The following is a 19,824-nucleotide window of genomic DNA, read 5'->3' as shown; positions in this document are numbered from 1 at the left end:
CATTTCGGGCGGCGTGCTACCTCAGTCGACCCGGGTGAGGTTCATCGCCTCGAGTGCTTTCACCAGTGCATCCATGTCCTCGAAGGGCTTGAGATGCAGGCGCGGCCAGCGCACACGCTCGATATACAGTTTGCCCTCCGCATTGATGTGTACCGGCGTGCGGTGAACCCACGTGTCGCGCGCACGATGCAGGATGGTCTGCAGGTTGTCTTCACCTTGCTGCACCATGAACATTCCCGGTTTGAACAGGCGTTGTTCGATGCTCTGCGGTCTGGTCGTCCGAGTGCGCAGCACCTCCATTTCCACCCGATAATCGGCTTTTAGATACACGTTGGAAGTCGCGATATCCCCTGAAACAAGTTCTCCAGGGTCTACCATCACGCCCTTGGACTGCCCAGGCACTACGTCCACGACCCGCAAGCCGATGCCGCCTTCCAGTTCCGCAATACCGGGCACGACGCCCTGATAGGTGTTGGAGTGGCTATTGCCAACCAAGGCGATCCACTTGTGTGACCCCATGACCTCCTGATGCTTGCGCATCGTGCGCGATGCAAAGTAGTTCATCATTTGCTGGCGGGTGATGGATTCCTCACTGGCTATGCCTTTGAGGTGGTAACTGCTGGCGCAGTCGATTGCCCGAATCTCCAGGCCTTGCTGCCGCGCCTTGATGATCAGCTGTTCGAAGGTATACACCTTGTCCGGATCGGTAAGATGCCCCCGGTCCAGGGTTTTCAGGTCATGCAGCAGGGTTTTGCTCATCTGCCCGGTTTCGAGGAAACGGTCCAGGTCCGCCTGATGAAGGTCAGTCAACAGATGCTCCATGTACAGCGTCTTGACGTTTTGTTGCGACAGCAGAGGCAGGTTGTCGATGATCAGCTTCTTACTGGCCACCGAAAAATGCGACTCGCCTACCACAACTCCATCGGTGTGCTGAAAGAGCGTTTCAAGCAGCCCCGCAGTGGTTATCCGAGGCTGTATGACTGGCAATGTCGGGCGAGGTGGCAGTGCTGTTGCGCTGATGTTCGCTGCGGCCTGTTGCAGGTTCTTGCGACGCAGACCGAACGTGTGGCGAACGGTGTCGAATTTGGTGTTTTCAAAGAAGTACTCCATATCGAGGCCCTTCTTTTCGAAGTTCGCCAGTGTATGCAGTGTTGTTCGGGTATCCGGTGGCATGTCGTAAGTTGCGTCAGTCAACGATTGCTGGATTGCTGTCATTGGCCGGTCGGCACCCCAGTCTTCCGGGTCCACGCGCTGCCAGGCATTGTTTTCGTTCAGGATGAACCCGTACTCGCCTGCCCATTGCTCACCTTCGGCGATAGCGGTCGGGCTACCAAGCTCGCGCATGAGCATGTTGTCCAGAGGGGTGGCAGGCGACGGCAGGGGGGCGGTAAGCGCCGGGTCGGCAAATGCAATGATGAAGTCGCAGCGATTCGGGGTGTTTTCGCTCTGCAGCAAGCCAGCGTCCTGCCTGATGCGGGTCGGGCGTCCTGCCGGGATGTCCTGTACGTGCACACTGACTGCACCGTGCATTTCGGCAATGCCGGGCACATGATCATGCGTTGTGGCTATTTTCTGGTCGAGCAAAGCCACCCAGCGCTTCGAGGCGCCGGGCGGGATGTCGTGGCTGATGAGCCTGTGCCCAAAGAAGTTGCTCATCTTTATGGTGGCCGCTGGATCATCAGCAGCGGCCTGCACCGTGTGGCCGAGAAACGGGTAGCTGATCGACGAACTGAACGGACGCACCTCAATGCCGCAACGATGGGCTTCCTTGACCAGATGGTAGTAATCGTACTCGGTGCTTGAATTATTCAGGGCTCCGCGATTGGTGTCGTGCAGGTAGTACTTGAGCTCATGGGAGCCTGAGCGACTCTTCTTGCCCAGTTGACGGTATCGAGCCAGTTTGGGCATGTGCTTGTCTGTCAGCAGGTGTTCGATGTACAGGATCTCGACACGCTGCTCTGCCAGCAAAGGCATGTTCAACAGGAGCAGACGCTTGCTGGACACCGATTTAGGTGCCTCGCTGAAGATCAGCCCGTTGTTGTGGGCGAACACGTGTTTGATCAGTGTGTCGACGCTACCGGGCAGGTCATAGGTGGGCAGTGGTGGCTTGGGCGGCGGAGAGAATCGGGCAAAAAATGCCTGAGCGTCCTGATAGAGTTTTTCCCGACGTGCTGCGAAAGTCTCACGCACTTGCGTGAAATAGCTCTCGAAATAGGCTTCTAGGCCTACGCCGGTCGGGTCAAAAACGTCCTTGCTGATAATGATGTCCAGATGTGCCCGCATGGCGCGTGGCATCTCGTAATCGCTTAGCAGGTCGATCGAGTTTCCAGCAGGCTCTTCAGGCAGTGGCCGGTAGCTCGCCGGCCCGTCCAGGCCCCCGCCAGGCAGACGCTGCCGCTCGACGAGCAGCCACTCCCCCTGATCACCCAGCCTGACCGGCTGTTTGCCGAAAAACGCGAATGGGTTGGCCGGGTCGATGATTTGCCAGCAGCGCAGCTGCGCATCGTATTGAACCTGAAAGGTCCTGTCTGACAACCTGATGTAGCGTTTGCCGTCTATTGCATACAGGCCTTTCGCGTGGCCGTCGGCGATGCGTGGCACGTTATCCAGTGAAACATTCACGGCCAGCTCGATACGCAGCCCGGATGGCGCACGAGGCCTGGCGTCAGCGATGGGGAGAAGGGGCTGCCAGGCACCACCAGCCTCTCGCAAGGCGAACTGGCCGGTCGCAATCGGGGGCGCCGAAGTGACGTGGGGTATGTGGAAAACAGCCGCGTGCCCGTTGGTGTTGGGCTTGCCGATCAGAAATACCTGTTCTTGCAGCTCTGCCGGGTACAAGTCCTCGTAACGCGGCAGAGAAGGCCGCCGCTGGATCGCGCGTTTTGTCGACGCCGGCCCCTTACCGCGCTCAAGCTTATGCAGCACGCCGCCAAAGCCTTTCAGGCCAACCAGCAAATCGCTGCCCGCGCCGATGCCGTTGAACAGTGCCGACAGGATGTAGGTTGTGGCGCGCTCCTGGTCGCCGGCGGCCAGCGCGGCAATTGCCCGCCCGCTGTCATGCAGTGAAAGCACACTGCCAACCGCAAAGCTTGCTGGCGGGAAGGGCAGGGTCAGGGCGGTGGCGATGATTTCGACACTGATCCATATCAGCCTGGCCAGCATGTCGTTGCGGCCAGTGGTGGTCTCTTCCACGTCACGCAACCGGCGCTCCAGCGGCCGGTTGAAGCAGGTGTCGGCCATGTCTGAAATGAATGCCTTGGGAATGACCGGTGGTTTGTTGGCATTGCCTTGCTGCATGTCGCGCAGGAAGAAAGCCAGCGTCCTGCGTGCCTTGATCCGGCAGCGGTCCTTGTAGTAATCGATCATGCCTTCGCTGCCCAGCGAGCGTACGAAGTCGCTGAACAGACGAAACTCGATCCCGTCAGGCGCCTGCGGCGTGTAGAGCAGTGCAGCGTGTCGGATCCGGGTCGGGAGGATTATCAGGCAGCCCTGAACGGTTTCTATGTGGGTGAGTAGCGGGCTGGGGATAACCAGTTGGTCTATATCGCTCAATCCCGAGCCAATAAGGGGTTTATCCACATGCACTTGCAAGGGGTAGAGCGGATATTGCTCGCGTGATGCCGGGTCGCTCAGGTGGGCGTTATCCAGCGATTGTTTCAGCCAGGCATAGTGCGCCGCTTCGATATGGCCCTTCAGTACGCTACGCAGTGCCGCAGCCTTCATCTGCAGCTGGGTGATCAACACGCTGAACTGCCGCCGGTAGGCATAGCCAGCGCTTTCACTGTTCAGCAGTGTGCCTCTGATCAAGGCAATGTAGTCGTCGGCCAGCCACTGGCCGCGTACCGAACCTGCTACGGCTGCTGGTGACAGCGCGCTCAGGTCGATGCCTGTCGGGCCACTGAAGGTCGCGTGGGTGGCCGCGCCAGCGCGGATTGGGTCGATGCTGTCGTCATAACCATTGAGCAGCATTTGTGTGTAAGTCAGTGTTTCGCGCTCGCTGGTGATCACGATCAGGTCGGGATCTACCGTGCCTGAAGGCACGTTCAACAGGGTGCCGATCTGCTGGCTGGCACGCTGGTGTACATAGTCCTTGAACGGCTGAACCTGTGTGTGCGGCTGGGCCTGATAGTTGTAGAGTGCGCCGCCGATGGCTTGCTCGAGCGCCAGCAGTTCACGGCGCTGAGCGCGACTGGCGTGCAGATACCAGTCCGGGGTGTGGCGGGCGGTTTCGGAGAGCAGCACGCGAGTTTGTTCGTCGATGAAACCGAGCAGGGCCGAGTCGCAGTCGGCATGATCGATGAACCGGATGAAATTTGTCGAAGGCTGGGGCTTGAGCGCAAGGGCCGTCAGCCGCTCTGCCAAGGCTGGTCGGGCAGCGACCTCTACCTGATCGAGCAGATAGGTTGTCATTGAGGGCGATGCGGTCCAGCCGACCACTTCGTGGAGCAATTGGGTTTCAGTGTCGAAGGCCTTGAAATACTGCTGCCCGGGTGCATCGGTTGCGACCAGGATCAGCCGCTGCGTCTGGCCTTGGGCGTCCTGCTTGCGAAACACCAATAACCTGGCCATCAAGCTGCTGTCGTTCAATCGGATCTGCTGCACACTTAATGCGGGATCAGAAGCCCGCTCTGTGGGGCTTGTCAGCGCTGCGACAATGGTGAAATCAGCAGGCTGGATATGCCCCTGCATCCTGGCCGCCCAGCCAAGCGTGGTCAGTCGGGAGCGCGCCAGTGCGCGTAGAGTCTTCCGGCTGTGCTCTTGCTGACAGACAGTGCGCTGAAAATCGCCAAAACTTGCCCGCAGGTCGAGTTCATCGATCAATTCTGCAAGGTAGGCCGGGCTCAAGGACGAGTACGCGGTGTCCAGCGGTTGGCTATTGAGGGTGATGACGGTCTGATCGAGGAAGTTCGAACCTGCAACCTCGTCACCCGGATGCAGGCCGTAGAGTGCCAGTTTGACCAGCGTGAGTTTCACGCGGTAGGTCTCGCTCGTTGCCGGTATTGTGCGAAGTGTATCGATGGTCAACGCATGTGGGTCCAGGTCATGGCCCAGGTCATCGGCAATCCGCGCACGCAATTGCATGTCGGCAAACTGCTCTGGGGACGCAGCGCCGGCCATTACACTGAGCATCGCTGTATGAGCTTCGTCATAGCGTTGCAGGTGTGCGGCATAAGTCTGCAGGTCGGCCTCGCTGGCAATCTTCATCCATTCCGGCATGGCCCGATGGTACTGACGCTGTGTGTTGGTCAGCTCCCGCAGTTCGAGCATTGCTGCAGGGCCAAAAAGGCCAGGCATGCTGATAGCCTCGTTGATCAGCGACTGGCGCGTCTGGCTATCTGCGATGCCTGGCTGTTCGCAGGCGTAACGGATGTCGTTGCGCTGTTTGTCGAGCAGCCTGTCGAAAGCATGAGTGAAGGGTGCGTTTGTAACGGGCTGTAAATGCACGTCGTCGGCAATGAACGGTTCCAGAAACAGGTCGGCGTCCTGGTTTATCTCGGCCAGTCGATCCTGATGATGTTTCTCCACATTGTTCAGCAGCGCATCCCGCAGGGTCGGCGTGTTAAGCCAGCGTGCGAGGGTTGCGAGCATCATGGGTTGCGTGGCAAACCCCATGATGCCAAGGCCTGGCAGCATGAGCAGCGTAAGCCCTTGCTCCTTGGATATTGCCAGCACACCAGCCATTTCGACCTGTTCGTCATCATGCAACTGCAGCCGCAGTGAGGAATAGGTGAGCGCTGCGCCTTGCGGGTTATCGGGCGAGTCGGGCAGGCAAACAAGGTAGCCGCTCTCAATATCGCGCTCGTGGATGCGCACACAGGCTTCATCGCGCAGGGCTCGCTGTAAGGCAGGTACAAGCCGCTCGCGGCGGCTTTCACCGGTTTCGCCAGAGGCTGTCCAGTAGTCATCGACCTGTTGCAGCAGGCTGAAGATTTCCAGCTCGCGCTCCGAAACGTCAGAGCCCTCCAGGGCGATCAGCAAGGAATCGGCAGGTGTGGGCAGCGCTTGCAGTTCGCCGGCCAGAACGGTGCGCAGCTCATCGAGCCTTTGCAGTGCAGCGGCAGCAGCAGGCCAGGTGCCGGCGGGCTTAAGCGGAACGGGCGTCAGGGGAGATGGATCGGGGAATGAGAGGGGCAGCGTTTGCGTCATGACAGGCTTTCCATTGCGCTTGATGCGCTGAGGTTTGATGCGCGGCCTTCGTGGCCAGCGACTAAAGGCCTCAATTAATCAGAAGCAAGCGGCGGCACGTCGTAGATAAATATTGAGTGCAGTGAAAGAGACGTTTCGTACACCGCCTGGCGGGAGTCAGCGGCGACATTTCAGGCCGCCGAGCCAATCCTCGGCCATTACGTTATAATCCCGCCCTTTAGCTGCCCTCAGCCCGCTGTGCGGGGGCACACCTTTTCTCGGGCGCGATGCGCCTGTGTGCAGACAAAGAGGCTAGACCCTAGTGGCATTGACGATCCTTGGCCTGTCCGGCGCCCTTAGCCATGATCCTTCCGCAGCGCTTTACATCGACGGCAAGCTGATAGCAGCGGCCGAGGAAGAGCGTTTCGTTCGTGATAAACATGCAAAGAACCGCATGCCCTACGAGTCGGCGAAGTTCTGTCTGGAACAGGCAGGCATCAAGCCGTCGGACGTCGATGTGGTGGCTATTCCCTTCGCCCCTATCAGCCTGTTCGGCAAGGCACGCTGGCACTACGCCAAGCGTTACTGGTACGCCCCGGATCGCGCACTTGATGCGCTGCTGATGGGCAATCGCCGCTACAAGCGTTATCGCAACAAGATCGTCTGGTGCCTGGAGCAACTGGGTTTCGATCCGAAAAAGATCAAGATCGAGCCGGTCGAACACCACTTGGCCCACGCCTCCAGCGCTTACCACTGCTCCGGTTTTACCGAGAAAACCGCGATCATGGGCATCGATGGCAAGGGTGAATACGCCACGACCTTCTTCGGCTACGGCGAAAACGGCAAGATCCACAAGATCAAGGAATTCTTCGACCCGGATTCGCTGGGCGGGCTGTACGGCGCGATCACCGAATTTCTCGGTTTCGAAATGCTCGACGGCGAATTCAAGGTGATGGGCATGGCGCCGTATGGCGATGCCAGCAAGTACGACTTCTCGCGTCTGGCTACCTTCGAAAACGGCGAGCTGATCATCAATACCGAACTGGCCAACGTCATCGGCCTGCGTCGCTATAAAGAGAACGGCAAGGGCTTCTACTTCTCGCCGAAGCTGATCGAATGGCTTGGCCCCAAGCGTGTCGGCGATGTGGCTGATGAGCCGTATATCCACTACGCCGCCAGCATGCAGGCGCTGTTCGAAAAGCTGGCGTTGCAGATGATGGACCACTACCTGGGTGACATCCTCAAAGAAACCGGCAAGATCGCTTTCGCTGGTGGCTGTGCGCTAAACGTCAAGTTGAACCAGCGCATCATTGCCCGTCCCGAGGTCAAGGAGCTGTTCGTTCAGCCAGCCTCGGGCGATGCCGGTACGGCAGTGGGCGCTGCAGCCTATGTGTCGCATGCCCGTGGTGTGCCGGTCGAGAAGATGGAACACGTCTACCTCGGCCCCTCGTACAGCAACGAGGACGTGATCGCGGCCTGCGCCCGTCACCCGAGCAAGCCGGTCTGGCGTCAGATCGACAATACGCCAGAGCGTATTGCCGAGATCATGGTCAAGGGCAACCCGGTTGCCTGGTTCCAGGGGCGCATGGAGTTCGGCCCGCGCGCGCTGGGCGGTCGTTCGATCATCGGTTGCCCGAGCGTGACCGGTGTGGCCGACCGCATCAACCATCAGATCAAGTTCCGCGAGCGCTGGAGGCCTTTCTGCCCGTCGATGCTCGACACCGTTGCGCCGCAGATGATCAAGATCGATCACCCTGCGCCGTTCATGACCTTCACCTTCGAAGTCGCAGAAGAATGGAAGACCCGCGTGCCGGAAGTCGTCCACGAAGACGGGACTTCTCGCGCTCAGGTGCTCAAGCGCGAGTACAACCCGCGCTACTACGACATGATGAAGGCGCTGGAAGGCCTGACCGGTAACGGCGTGTCGCTGAACACCTCGCTCAACCGCCGAGGAGAGCCAATGATCTGCTCGCCCACCGATGCCCTGAACATGTTCTTCGGCTCGGACCTCGAGTACCTGATCATGGAAGACATCCTGGTGGTCAAAGAGGGCGTCGAAACCTATGACACGCTCGGCTGAACGTCACGTACTGCAGTTCTGTCATGGCTATGACGGGCCTTTTCTGGACTGCGCACGGCAATACGCCAGCCTGTTCGCCGGCAAGGGATATCGGGTCACAACGGTATTTCTGACCGGTGCCGCCGACCCCGATGTGGTCGCTGATTGCGGTTCGGACGAAGTGCTGTTCATGGAGTACAGCTCCAGTGCCATTCGTGGCCTCAAGCTGGGCGCCATCCGTGACTTGCGCAAGATCGCCGCCACGCGCAGCTTCAGCTTTTGCATTGCGCATCGCTTCAAGCCGGTCTACATCGCACTGCTGGCCACGAGTCTGCCGGTGATCGGCGTGCACCATGCGTTTGGCGACTACAAGCGCCGTTCGCGCAAGCTGTTCGCCACGCTGTTTCGCAAGCGCCTGAGCCTGCTCGGGGTGTCTGACGCCGTTCGTGACGACATGCGCAGCAGCCTGCCCAAGTGGCCGGCCGAGCGTATTCAGACCTTATACAACCGTATTGATATCGAGCAACTGCAAGGCAGCCAGTTTTCCCCGGAAGATGCGCGTGCCGAGCTGGGGCTTTCACCTTCTGCGTGGATCGTGGCCAACGTCGGCCGTCTGCATCCCGACAAGGATCAGGCCACGCTGTTGCGCGGTTTTGCCGAGGCGTTGCCCAATCTTCCCGAGAACAGCCAACTGGTGATTCTCGGCAAGGGTCGTCTTGAAGAAGACCTCAAGGCACTCGCCCTGGAGCTGGGCATCGGCGCGCAGGTGCTGTTTCTCGGACAGGTGGCTGACGCACGCCGTTACTTCAAGGCGTTCGACGTCTTCGCCCTGAGCTCGGATCACGAACCGTTCGGCATGGTTTTGCTGGAGGCGATGGTCGCCGGTGTGCCACTGGTGGCGACCTCGTGCGGTGGCGCGAAGGAAGTGGTCGAGGATGTCGGCCTGTTGTTCCCGCTCGGCGATATTCATAGCCTGGCAAACGGCCTGGTACATATGGCTGGCCTGGATGCCGAGCAGCGTCAGGATTGTGCCGAACGCATGTTGCTGCGTCTGCGCGAGCGGTTTTCCGACCATGCCGTGCGCGACGTGTTCTGGCGCTTGCCGCAAGTCTCCAGCCTGACGGCGGGGGTCTGATGCTCAACCGGTTCAGAGGCTGGCGTGAACGTGGCTGGGTGCAAATCGATGCGGCCGCCTACGAGCAGGCATGGCAACGTTTTGGCGGCAGTGTCGCCACGCACCCGCTGGTGGTTGAGCGTCTTTCAGGGCTTGCCGGTATACCCGTGCGCTATCTGGCGTGGGAGCAGGGCGGTGAGTTGAAGGCAGCAATTGCTACCTGGGGGCGCTCAATGGCGCTGTCCAAGGACGAGCTGAAACGTCACGGCAAGAAAGGTCTGTTCGATCTGGGCAATGCCGAGCTGATTCTGCCGATGGCTGAAGACGTTCAGGTGCCGGTTCGCCACCAGGCTCGCTACGTCTCCGCGCTTAACGAAGGCCGGGTCAGCACCTTCAAGCCGCAGGCCGAATCGCTGGCGATGGCGCGTACGCCTGAAGAGTTGTCCAAAAAGTTTCGTTACAACCAGCGTCGCGAACTGCGTTTGCTGGAAGAGGCGGGTGGTACGGTGCGGCCGGTCAGCGAGTTCGGCAGTGCCGAACTGGCAAGCATGTATTGCGATCTGTTTCAGCGTCGCTGGGGCTTTGCGGCCACTGGCGCCCGGCACAAGGCCGAGGTTATCGAACTGCTGCGCGAACTGCTGATCGGCTCTGTGGTGTTTCTCAACGATGCCCCGGTCGCCATTCAACTGGTGTATCGCGTTGAAGCGCCGCAGTGGGTCAGCGTCGAGTACGTCAATGGCGGCGTAGATCCTGAAACCCGGGATTTCAGTCCGGGCAGCGTGCTGAGCTTCGTCAACACCCAGTCCGCCTGGGAAGACGCTCGCGCCTTGGGCAAGTCGCTACGTTTTTCCTTTGGCCGTGCCGACCGCGAGTATAAGGATCGATGGTGCAATCCCGTTCCGGTGTTCCAGATTTGAGCCGCAAGCAGCAATTGCTCAAGCGCCATCGCCGTAACAAACGGCTGGTGCTGCTGGGTGGGCTGTTGGCGCTTATCGTGCTTGGCGCACTGGTGGCCTGGTGGCTGGTGCCGCTTCTGGCCGTTTGCGCATGGGTCGCACACGAGGCGTGGTTCGCCGACCATCTGTTTTATTCGCCAGCCGATGACTATCAGTACAATTTTCCGGCCGATGCCGAAGTGCCCGGCGTACGCCTGCAGGGTGGCAAGCTGTTGCTGGAAGCGCCGCTGTCACTGACCGGCGACGAGACGCTGGTGCTGGCGCTGACAATCGACAGTACGTGGCTGGGCCGTTTTCTCGATCCGTTCGTCGAGCTTCGCGGGTTTGATGTGCAGGACCGGCAGGCTTTCGAGCGCGGCGTCGGCGGCGTTCGGTACCTGAACCTGACTGGTCTGGGGGATTCACTGGCTGGCGGTGCGCTGCACCTGCGTGGGCGTTTCTGCCGTTTGACCGGCACGCCGCGTCTCTGGCTGTTTCGTCAGCCGGATGCACGCAAACAGCGTGTCATGGTCATCGCGCCGCACGCCGACGATGCCGAACTTGCCGCTTTCGGGTTGTACAGCCAAGCCGAGGAAGCGTGGATTGTCACGCTGACTGCCGGTGAAATTGAAGCCGAACATTATCAGCAGATGGGTATGGAGCGCGCCGAGGCTGCGCGCATGAAAGGCCGCTTGCGGGCATGGGACAGTATCGGCGTTGCCCGTTGGGGTGGCGTGCCGGAATCGCAGTGTGTGCAATTGGGCTATTTCTGCCTGCAACTGCCTGCCATGCAGGCGGCGCCGGATGTGCCTGTCGGCTCGCGAGAGGCTGATCTGACCGATACCCGGTTATTCCGCCAATTCAACACACTGCCATTGCCCGGCGACGACGGCCAGCCGACCTGGAACAACCTGCTCGCCGACCTGCGCGCGCTGATCCTCAAGGCCCGTCCCGAAGTAATTGTCATGCCGCATCCGGCCATTGATCCACACCCCGATCATATCTGCGCCCAGGCAGCAGTGCGTGAGGCGCTGGTCGGCCTTGAGTGGCAGCCGCAGCTGATACTCGGTTACGCCAACCACCTGCATGACAATGACCGCTGGCCGATGGGCGATGCGTACACAGGTATCAGCCTGCCCCCGGTGTTCGATGCCCGATTGCCGCTGGTGCCTTACAGCCTTCAGCTGTCGGTGGCGACGCAACGGGACAAGGCGATGGCGCTGGGCATGATGCATGACCTGCTGCCGCGCATGCCTTTCAAGCGCCGCATGCGCCGTGCATTACAGCGCGTTCTGGCGGGGCGGCGCTGGCCGGCCGAAGGTGAAAACGAATTCTTCCGTAAAGCTGTGCGACGACACGAGCTGTTCTGGTGCAGCCGTGATATCTGATTCAGCAGGCGCAGTACTGCAAGGAAAACCATGAAAGTCCTACTTCTGGTCCAGAAAGAGCAGCGTGCCATTCTGGACCGTCTTTACGAGGGCATCGCCGCCCATTGCGAATGCGATGTGCGCTGGCTGAGTTCCGACGAGCAGCGCAACCTGCGCAGCTATTTCCGTCGCGAAGTGGACGTCGGCCGTTACGACCGGATCGTGTTTTTTCTGCGTTTCAAACAGGAAGTGCGCCAGGTCGCGTTCATCCGCACGATTCCCAATCTGGTCATCCTCGAGCACGACGCTTACCAGAACTACATCCCTTGCAAATACACCGGCAAGTTCAGCGCGCACTATCGCAAGCTGCCGTGGGTCAGAGTTATCTGCTCGGGGTTCATGGTCAGCGAACGCCTGCGTGAAGAGGGCTTCGACGCAGTCTTTGTGCCTAAGGGCTATGACCAGAGCCTGCTGCAGTTGCAAAGCCGCGAGCGCGACATCGAGCTGGCGTTTGTCGGCAGCACCAACAGCGTCGCCTACAGTGGCCGCAAGGCTCTGCTGGATGAGTTGGGGCAGGTCGAAAACCTGCTGGTAACGCGCACCAAGTCCGGGGAAGAATATTGCGACACCCTGAACCGGATCCGTTTTTTCGTCAGTGCCGATGTCGGCATGGGCGAATACATGATCAAGAATTTCGAAGCCATGGCCTGCGGGTGTGTGCTGTTCGCTTTTGACCAGGGTGCTGAAGAAAACCGCGCACTGGGTTTTGAGGATATGCGCAATATCGTGCTCTACCGCGACATTCCCGAACTGCGTGAAAAACTGGCACAATTGCGGGATAACGCCGAACTTGCCAGCGAAATCTCGCGTAACGGGCAGACTTTGGTTCAGGAACGCTTTACATTCCATGCCCTTGGCAATGCGATTGTGGAGGCCATGCGTGCGCCATTGCGCAGCATGCCAGCCGCCAGCTGGGTTGATCGCTTGCGGTCACGTTGGGGCTGGTGATGTTTTATGAATATTCAATGAGCGGGAACGAATGATGGTTTTCAGCGAAAACAGCGACATCACACTGGTCGTAACCAGTTGTGGTCGCTTCGACTTGTTGAAGCGCACTCTGGAGACGTTCGACCGTTTCAACACTGCGCCCATGCGCCAGGTGCTGATTACCGAAGACTCGGGTGATGTTCAGGTCGAGGCGTGCATTCCGGAACACTGGCGTCCTCACACTCGGTTCATCATCAACAACCCGAAGCTGGGGCAGATGCGCTCGGTCGATAGCGCCTATTCGATGGTCGAGACGTCATGGGTTTTCCATTGCGAAGATGACTGGGATTTCTACCGTCCGCATTTCATCGAAGAGTCGATGACCCTGCTCACCCATGACCCGCAGGCGCTGCAGGTCTGGTTGCGCAGCTACAATCACGACCTGCGCATTCACAGCCCTTATGTCTACCTGAATGAGCGCGAAGTGGTCGATGGTATTCCGTTTTACCGGCTCGGTTCGAGCAAGCCCGAATGGCAGGGGTTTTCATTCAACCCCGGGTTGCGTCGGCTGGCCGATTACCGGCAGCATGCGCCTTATTCTGGCCACGGTGGAGAGAAGAAACTTTCACAATTATTCGCTTCGCAAAACCGTTACGCTCTGATTCTGGAAAATGATGCCGTGTTGCACACCGGTTTCGGTGAGCATGTGGTGGTGCCGCAGGAGCGGCTGGATAAACAGCGTCGCAAGCGCCGGGATCGCGTCAAGCTGATCGTGGCGGTGTTCGCAGGTCTCGTAGCAGGTTGGTTGCTCAATAATGTCAGTTGACCGTATCAGAATCCCCAGCAGCAAAGTACAAGCGTATTTCACCGCAGCGATTGTTGTCTTTCTGCTGAGTTTTATCCTCAACTCGTCAGCCAAGATCACAAATAACCTGTTCTATGCACTCACGGCCTTGCCGGGCTTGTTCTTTTTGATCAAGTACCGTGGCGCGGGTGTATTTGCCAAACCGCTGGGCATTGCCTGGGTTGTGTTCATGGCGTGCTTTCTGGTCCCGGCGCTGCAGGCGCAGGAGTTTCAGTACTACAAGCACATCATATACGTCAGCCTGTTTGTCTTCGTCGTTGCCGGTATCGCAGACAACGGCTTCTTCCGGCGCGGGCTTTTCGTGCGCGGCATGTTCTGGGCCGTCGGTCTGTACATCCTTCTCAGCTCGATTCACAGCTGGGTGACCGGGCAGTTCATCTTCGGTCAGCGCGTGGCGATCCTGCCGGGGCGCATGGAAAACGTGATTTACGCTAGCGCCTGGCTGGTGTGCAGCCTTGCACTGGCCCTGCCACTCTGGGCCAGAGAGCAACGCTGGGCCGAGGCGGTCTGCGGCGTCATTTTTACGCTGGTGATAACGGCGTTCGTCGTCCAGACGCGCACCGCTCTGGTGGGTGCCGGGTTCCTGTTTTTTGCCTGCACTGTGTATTCGATCTACCGCTTCCCGTTGCGCACCGTCGCGGCCCTGGTGGTGCTGGGCATCGTTGCGACGGCAGGTTTCTGGTTCGTGAAGGATGAGCAGTGGGTGACCTTGTTGATGGTCAGAGGCGACTCCTACCGCATCGAGCTGTTTGAAATCATGACCGGCGAATGGCGTCGCTGCGGTTGGCTGCTAGGGTGTGGTGTCGATTTCTATACCACTCAGACACTGACTGGCGGCATACCGATCCAGCACCCGCACAACATCTTTGTGTCGCTGGGGCTCTATACCGGTGCCGCTTCGCTGGTGATGTTTCTGGTGGTGATGGCAATGACGCTGTGGAACGCCTTGCGCAAGGGCGACGCGTGGGGCCTCTACCTGGCGTGCGCGCTGGTGATGCTCAATTTCGACGGCGGCCAGCTGGTGGGCAACCCCGACGAACTCTGGGTGCTGGTGTTGCTGCCGGCGACCATGGTGCTGGGACGTGTGGTGCAGACGTATCGACTGGAACGTGCTGCGGCTGTCTGATATCAGCGCTTGATGAAAAATGGCCGCCTTTTGAGCGGCCATTTTTTTCAGATCATTGCCTGGGTAAGCTCACCAGTGCGACACAGGGTCTGAGCGCTCATGTAGCCTTCCAGAAATGCCGGGTTACCATTGTCCAGCAGCCACTGACGGTCTTCCTGATAGCGCAGCATGTGCTTGAAATTTCGCAGGCGCAGGCTTTTGCGCAAAGAGTGGCGGTAGGTCTTCATGTCGGCGATATCGATCAAGCCCAGGTTGCCCTCTGGCGTAAGAATCACGTTGCCCAGGTGGGCCGAGCGAAAGTACACCCCTTTCTCGTGCAGGCTGGCAATGAAACGGCCCAGTTGCGTGCGCAGCTTGTCGTCGGCGAGCGCGCTGCCCAGCAGTTGGCGCAGGGTGTAACCGGCCAGCGGTTCGTAATGGACGGCGTCGCGCTCTATCTCGGCAATTCGGCAGACCGTGAGTACGCGCGGGCAGGGGATATCACGATTGGCCAGTGTCACGCAGTTGTCTGCGAAGCGCTGGGCATAGGGATACCAGGCTGCCGAGCTGACCAGGCGCTTGCGCCGAAACAATTTCAACATCGACCCGTCACGCAGACGTAGTACTTTATCGCCCGTGCCGTCGGCTTCAAGCACTTCGGCACCTTGAACCAGGTCAAGGTAGTGGGCGTGGTCAAGCGCTTGCATCGATACTCCGGTTTTTACGCCCCAAGGGCCCAATGATCGTCATACATAAGCCTGCCTTCGATTCTGGCCCTTCGGGCAGAAGCCAGGCTTGCAGGCTTCGGGCAGCGATCAGAAGCCCCCGGGAATGGACGGGCTGCCTATGTTACCGCAGCAGGCAGCCACGAAAACTGCTGTGATACAATTCGGCCTCTTTTTAACACGACGGACTCTCATGACAACTTCCGAATCGTCCGCAACCTCCAGCGTGAAAATCTATTTCCGTCTGTTGTCTTACGTGCGTCCGTATGTGGGCATTTTCCTGCTCAGTATCATTGGTTTCGTGATTTTCGCCTCGACCCAGCCGATGCTCGCGGGCATCCTGAAATACTTTGTCGATGGCCTGACCAATCCCGAGGCCGTGCTGTTTCCCAATGTGCCTTACCTGCGGGAGCTGCAACTGCTGCAGGCCGTGCCGCTGCTGATCGTTCTGATTGCCGCATGGCAGGGCCTTGGCTCGTTTCTGGGTAACTATTTCCTGGCAAAGGTCTCGCTGGGGCTGGTGCATGATCTGCGGGTCGAGTTGTTCAACAAACTGCTGGTCCTGCCCAACCGCTATTTCGACACGACCAATTCTGGCCACCTGATCTCGCGAATCACCTTCAACGTCACCATGGTGACCGGTGCTGCCACCGATGCTATCAAGGTCGTGATTCGCGAAGGCCTGACTGTGGTGTTCCTGTTCATCTACCTGTTGATGATGAACTGGAAGCTGACCTTGGTGATGCTGGCAATCCTGCCGCTGATTGCCGTGATGGTGGGCAGTGCGAGCAAGAAATTCCGCAAGCAGAGCAAGAAGATTCAAGTGGCGATGGGCGACGTGACCCACGTTGCGTCGGAAACCATTCATGGCTATCGCGTGGTGCGCAGTTTCGGCGGCGAGTCCTACGAAGAGGCGCGCTTCGCTCAGGCCAGTGACAGCAATACCCGCAAACAACTGCGCATGACCAAGACCGGCGCAATCTATACGCCGATGCTGCAACTGGTGATCTACACCGCCATGGCGGTGCTGATGTTTCTGGTGCTGTTTCTGCGTGGCGATGCAACCGCAGGCGATCTGGTGGCGTACATCACGGCTGCGGGCTTGTTGCCCAAGCCGATCCGTCAGTTGTCGGAAGTCAGTTCGACCATTCAGAAGGGCGTGGCAGGTGCCGAAAGCATCTTCGAGCAGCTGGATGTCGAAGAAGAGGTCGACACCGGCTCTATCGAGCGTGAGCGTGTCTCCGGCCATCTCGAGGTGAAGAACCTCAGCTTCTTCTATCCGGAAACTGCGCGTCAGGTCCTGAACGACATCAGCTTTTCGGCGGCGCCGGGGCAGATGATCGCCCTGGTAGGCCGTTCTGGCAGCGGCAAGTCGACGCTGGCCAACCTGATCCCGCGGTTTTATGGTCACGATCTGGGCAATATCCTGCTCGATGGCGTCGAGATCAATGATTACCGGCTGCGCAACCTGCGCAGGCATATTGCTCAGGTCAACCAGAACGTCACGCTGTTCAATGACAGCATCGCCAACAACATCGCTTATGGCGACCTGGCAGGGGCGCCGCGTGCCGATATCGAGGCCGCTGCCGCCGATGCGTACGCCAAGGAATTCATCGACCAACTGCCGCAAGGGTTCGACACTCAGGTGGGCGAAAACGGCGTGTTGCTGTCCGGTGGTCAACGGCAGCGTCTGGCGATTGCTCGCGCCTTGCTCAAGAATGCGCCACTGCTGATTCTCGACGAGGCGACTTCCGCCCTCGATACCGAATCGGAGCGGCACATCCAGGCGGCGCTGGATCACGTCATGAAGGGCCGTACCACGCTGGTCATCGCCCATCGCCTTTCGACCATCGAAAAGGCCGACCTGATCCTGGTCATGGACGCCGGGCAGATCGTCGAGCGGGGCACTCATGCAGAGCTGCTTGCGCAGAACGGCTACTACGCTCGTTTGCATGCAATGGGGCTGGATGAGCCTGCTCCTGTCGGCGCTGTCTGACCTCACTATCGGGCGGGCTGATGCAGCCCGCCTGCCTTTTGGCGGCGAAACTCAACAGCCTGTCGGTTGCAAACCCCTGTGCTAAGATTCCGCCCCTGTCCATTTTTCTAGTACGGGTTGTTCCATGAAGCTAACCATGCCGCGCTTTGATCAGGCCCCTGTCCTGGTGGTCGGTGATGTCATGCTCGACAGATACTGGCATGGTGGTACCTCGCGTATTTCCCCTGAAGCGCCGGTGCCTGTGGTCAAGGTCGATCAGATCGAAGACCGTCCGGGCGGTGCCGCCAACGTAGCCCTGAACATCGCTGCGCTGGGCGCGCCGGCGTCTCTGGTCGGTGTGACCGGTGACGACGAGGCCGCCGAAAGTCTAGCCAACAGCCTTAAGGCAGCTGGCGTTCTGGCGCGTTTTCAGCGCATCGCCGACCAGCCCACCATCGTCAAATTGCGCGTCATGAGTCGCCACCAGCAGTTGCTGCGTATCGACTTCGAAGAACCCTTCAACACCGACCCGCTGGCGCTGAGCGCAGAAGTTTACAGTTTGCTGGACGGCATCAAGGTGCTGGTCCTGTCCGATTACGGCAAGGGCGCACTGAAAAACCATCAGGCGCTGATTCAGGCCGCCCGCAAGCGTGGCATCCCGGTACTGGCCGACCCCAAGGGCAAGGACTTCGCGATTTATCGTGGTGCCAGCCTGATCACCCCGAACCTGAGCGAGTTCGAGGCCATTGTCGGTCACTGCGTCGATGAAGCCCAATTGGTCACCAAAGGGGCGCAACTCATGCAGGAACTCGATCTAGGCGCCTTGCTGGTGACTCGCGGCGAGCATGGCATGACGTTGCTGCGTCCTGATCAACAGGCGCTGCACCTGCCCGCCAGAGCCCGCGAAGTGTTCGACGTGACGGGCGCGGGCGACACCGTCATTTCCACGTTGGCAGCGGCGATTGCGGCGGGCGAAGAATTGCCCCATGCCGTTGCGCTGGCCAACCTGGCGGCAGGCATCGTGGTTGGCAAGCTGGGTACTGCTGCAATCAGCGCCCCTGAGCTGCGCCGTGCCATCCAGCGCGAAGAAGGCTCCGAGCGTGGCGTGCTGGGCCTGGAGCAGTTGCTGCTGGCGGTCGATGATGCGCGTGCGCACAAGGAAAGAATCGTCTTCACCAATGGCTGCTTCGACATTCTCCATGCCGGTCACGTAACCTATCTGGAACAGGCGCGGGCACTGGGCGATCGCTTGATTGTGGCGGTCAATGACGACGCTTCTGTCAGCCGCCTGAAAGGGCCGGGGCGTCCGATCAACAGCGTTGACCGGCGCATGGCCGTATTGGCCGGGCTGGGCGCGGTGGACTGGGTGATCAGTTTCCCTGAAGGCACGCCCGAGAACCTGCTGACTCACGTCAAGCCTGACGTGCTGGTCAAAGGTGGGGATTACGGAGTCGATCAGGTGGTCGGCGCCGATATCGTTCAGGCCTACGGCGGCGAGGTGCGGGTGTTGGGTCTGGTAGAAAACAGCTCGACAACGGCCATCGTCGAGAAGATACGCAGTCAGTAACGGCAATATATAGCTGCAAGCCGCAAGCTTGCAGCTACTTGCTCAGGCTGCCCCGAGCCATCTGCAACAGTTCCCGAGCCTTGACGGTCAGGCGTTTGAAGCCGGTTTTCTTTGGTGGCGGGGCCATGCCTTGCTGGCGCAACCAGTCTTTCCAGCGAATCCGCTCCTCTCTCACCACCCAGCCATCCTGGGCAGCGAAACTCTCTGCCAGATACAGCCCGCGAGTTCCTGCAGGGCTCAGCTTGTCGCGTTTCAGCGTGTACAGCTCGGGTAGCGGCGATCCGTTTTCCAGCGGCATCAGGTACAGGTCCGGTTTGCTGCGGTTCAAGCGGGCGACGAGTTCATTGTTTTCCAGCGCCTCATCGACGTGGAACAAGCTGATCGGGCGCGCCTCTTTGGGGATTTCCAGGCGCATGTCGTAAATCAGCTGCAGTGACGCCGTGGGCAGATGCACGTAGGCCCGAGGCCGTTCGATGAGTGTCAGGTTGCCGCTGCGTACCGGGCGAGCGGCACCGGACAGCGGGCTCAGGCGAAAGGGCAGGGCATCACGATAATGCAGCGCCGCAGCGTAAGGCGCAGGCAGCCAGGTTTCCTTGAACAGGCCGTTCAGCCAGCCTTGAGGCGTTTCGATCAGGCATTCTTCGGCCACTTCCTGAATAGCTGTGTGCAGAGGCAATGCCAGCTCGTGGGCCGGTACGTAGCCCGAAATCAGCTTGAGTACCACGTCACCGCGGTCCTGACGACGCTGACGGACCAGCACCCAGTAATCGCGATTCTGCCAACTGACGGTCAGGCGCACCGAAACCCCCAGGTTGGCCAGTTCGGCAGAGAAGCGCTCGGTGTCCGGCACTTCGATCTTGCGCCGCCGCTGCAAGGTCTGGGCGAAGTTCATCGGCATGCCGACGCTCTGATAGCTCAGGCCTTCGGGAGTGGCTTCGACAAACAGCGGTAGAGTCTTGAAGTTGCTGGGGTTTTTCCGGATCAGTGTTCGCGGCATAA

Annotated in this window: 12 protein-coding genes; 9 read left to right on the top strand and 3 right to left on the bottom strand. The window is 59.5% G+C overall.

The features are described from left to right. Nucleotides 1–21 precede the first annotated feature (21 nt). On the bottom strand, nt 22–6,147 hold the full coding sequence (locus ALO43_RS10730) for a membrane-targeted effector domain-containing toxin (RefSeq protein WP_054997479.1): 6,126 nt from the start codon (nt 6,145–6,147) through the stop codon (nt 22–24). A gap of 301 nt (nt 6,148–6,448) precedes the next feature. Between ALO43_RS10730 and ALO43_RS10725 the strand changes: the two genes are divergently transcribed. From ALO43_RS10725 to ALO43_RS10695, 7 genes are read left to right on the top strand one after another with little or no spacing between them, the layout of a single operon-like run. Continuing rightward, complete coding sequence (locus ALO43_RS10725; protein WP_005888427.1) at nt 6,449–8,206, top strand: carbamoyltransferase family protein; 1,758 nt, start codon at nt 6,449–6,451, stop codon at nt 8,204–8,206. Next, the gene (locus ALO43_RS10720) at nt 8,190–9,320 is read left to right on the top strand and encodes a glycosyltransferase (RefSeq protein ID WP_005888429.1); all 1,131 of its coding nucleotides are present in this window, start codon (nt 8,190–8,192) and stop codon (nt 9,318–9,320) included. Before ALO43_RS10725 ends, ALO43_RS10720 begins: the two co-directional genes overlap by 17 nt. Beyond that, nucleotides 9,320–10,216, top strand: coding sequence for an antimicrobial resistance protein Mig-14 (locus tag ALO43_RS10715; protein WP_053479881.1), 897 nt, complete (start codon nt 9,320–9,322; stop codon nt 10,214–10,216). The genes ALO43_RS10720 and ALO43_RS10715 overlap by 1 nt, the downstream gene beginning before the upstream one ends. Continuing rightward, nucleotides 10,213–11,622 (top strand): PIG-L deacetylase family protein, encoded by a 1,410-nt coding sequence (locus ALO43_RS10710; protein WP_054997478.1) that lies wholly within the window; start codon nt 10,213–10,215, stop codon nt 11,620–11,622. The genes ALO43_RS10715 and ALO43_RS10710 overlap by 4 nt, the downstream gene beginning before the upstream one ends. Nucleotides 11,623–11,652: 30 nt before the next feature. Continuing rightward, on the top strand, nt 11,653–12,609 hold the full coding sequence (locus ALO43_RS10705) for a glycosyltransferase family protein (RefSeq protein WP_005888437.1): 957 nt from the start codon (nt 11,653–11,655) through the stop codon (nt 12,607–12,609). A 31-nt stretch (nt 12,610–12,640) separates the two neighbouring features. Beyond that, nucleotides 12,641–13,414: a hypothetical protein gene (locus ALO43_RS10700; RefSeq protein WP_053479882.1), complete on the top strand. Its 774-nt coding sequence runs from the start codon at nt 12,641–12,643 to the stop codon at nt 13,412–13,414. After that, complete coding sequence (locus ALO43_RS10695; RefSeq protein WP_054997477.1) at nt 13,404–14,579, top strand: hypothetical protein; 1,176 nt, start codon at nt 13,404–13,406, stop codon at nt 14,577–14,579. Before ALO43_RS10700 ends, ALO43_RS10695 begins: the two co-directional genes overlap by 11 nt. 47 nt (nt 14,580–14,626) lie before the next feature. Here ALO43_RS10695 and ALO43_RS10690 read toward each other — a convergent pair whose 3' ends face one another. Then, nucleotides 14,627–15,265 (bottom strand): BUD32 family EKC/KEOPS complex subunit, encoded by a 639-nt coding sequence (locus tag ALO43_RS10690; RefSeq protein ID WP_005888443.1) that lies wholly within the window; start codon nt 15,263–15,265, stop codon nt 14,627–14,629. A 211-nt stretch (nt 15,266–15,476) separates the two neighbouring features. On the opposite strand from ALO43_RS10690, the gene msbA reads away from it, so the two are divergent. Further along, nucleotides 15,477–17,279 (top strand): lipid A export permease/ATP-binding protein MsbA, encoded by a 1,803-nt coding sequence (gene msbA, locus ALO43_RS10685; RefSeq protein WP_053479884.1) that lies wholly within the window; start codon nt 15,477–15,479, stop codon nt 17,277–17,279. Nucleotides 17,280–17,403: 124 nt separating this feature from the next. Then, nucleotides 17,404–18,825, top strand: a complete 1,422-nt coding sequence (gene hldE / locus ALO43_RS10680; RefSeq protein ID WP_024668649.1) for a bifunctional D-glycero-beta-D-manno-heptose-7-phosphate kinase/D-glycero-beta-D-manno-heptose 1-phosphate adenylyltransferase HldE — start codon at nt 17,404–17,406, stop codon at nt 18,823–18,825. A 34-nt stretch (nt 18,826–18,859) separates the two neighbouring features. On the opposite strand, the gene ALO43_RS10675 is transcribed toward hldE, so the two are convergent. Continuing rightward, the gene (locus ALO43_RS10675; protein ID WP_005888450.1) at nt 18,860–19,822 is read right to left on the bottom strand and encodes a hypothetical protein; all 963 of its coding nucleotides are present in this window, start codon (nt 19,820–19,822) and stop codon (nt 18,860–18,862) included. Nucleotides 19,823–19,824 lie beyond the last annotated feature (2 nt).

This window comes from Pseudomonas tremae (genome assembly GCF_001401155.1).
Lineage (GTDB): Bacteria > Pseudomonadota > Gammaproteobacteria > Pseudomonadales > Pseudomonadaceae > Aquipseudomonas > Aquipseudomonas tremae.
The sequence above is the reverse complement of the archived record's forward strand: the minus strand, read 5'-3'. Positions and strand labels throughout refer to the sequence as shown.

Bases quoted from the DNA above. Each gene is read 5' to 3' on its own strand.
- ALO43_RS10730 (WP_054997479.1), bottom strand. From the start codon at position 6,147: ATGACGCAAACGCTGCCCCTCTCATTCCCCGATCCATCTCCCCTGACG.
- ALO43_RS10720 (WP_005888429.1), top strand. From the start codon at position 8,190: ATGACACGCTCGGCTGAACGTCACGTACTGCAGTTCTGTCATGGCTAT.
- ALO43_RS10715 (WP_053479881.1), top strand. From the start codon at position 9,320: ATGCTCAACCGGTTCAGAGGCTGGCGTGAACGTGGCTGGGTGCAAATC.
- ALO43_RS10705 (WP_005888437.1), top strand. From the start codon at position 11,653: ATGAAAGTCCTACTTCTGGTCCAGAAAGAGCAGCGTGCCATTCTGGAC.
- ALO43_RS10700 (WP_053479882.1), top strand. From the start codon at position 12,641: ATGATGGTTTTCAGCGAAAACAGCGACATCACACTGGTCGTAACCAGT.
- ALO43_RS10695 (WP_054997477.1), top strand. From the start codon at position 13,404: ATGTCAGTTGACCGTATCAGAATCCCCAGCAGCAAAGTACAAGCGTAT.
- ALO43_RS10690 (WP_005888443.1), bottom strand. From the start codon at position 15,265: ATGCAAGCGCTTGACCACGCCCACTACCTTGACCTGGTTCAAGGTGCC.
- msbA (WP_053479884.1), top strand. From the start codon at position 15,477: ATGACAACTTCCGAATCGTCCGCAACCTCCAGCGTGAAAATCTATTTC.
- hldE (WP_024668649.1), top strand. From the start codon at position 17,404: ATGAAGCTAACCATGCCGCGCTTTGATCAGGCCCCTGTCCTGGTGGTC.
- ALO43_RS10675 (WP_005888450.1), bottom strand. From the start codon at position 19,822: ATGCCGCGAACACTGATCCGGAAAAACCCCAGCAACTTCAAGACTCTA.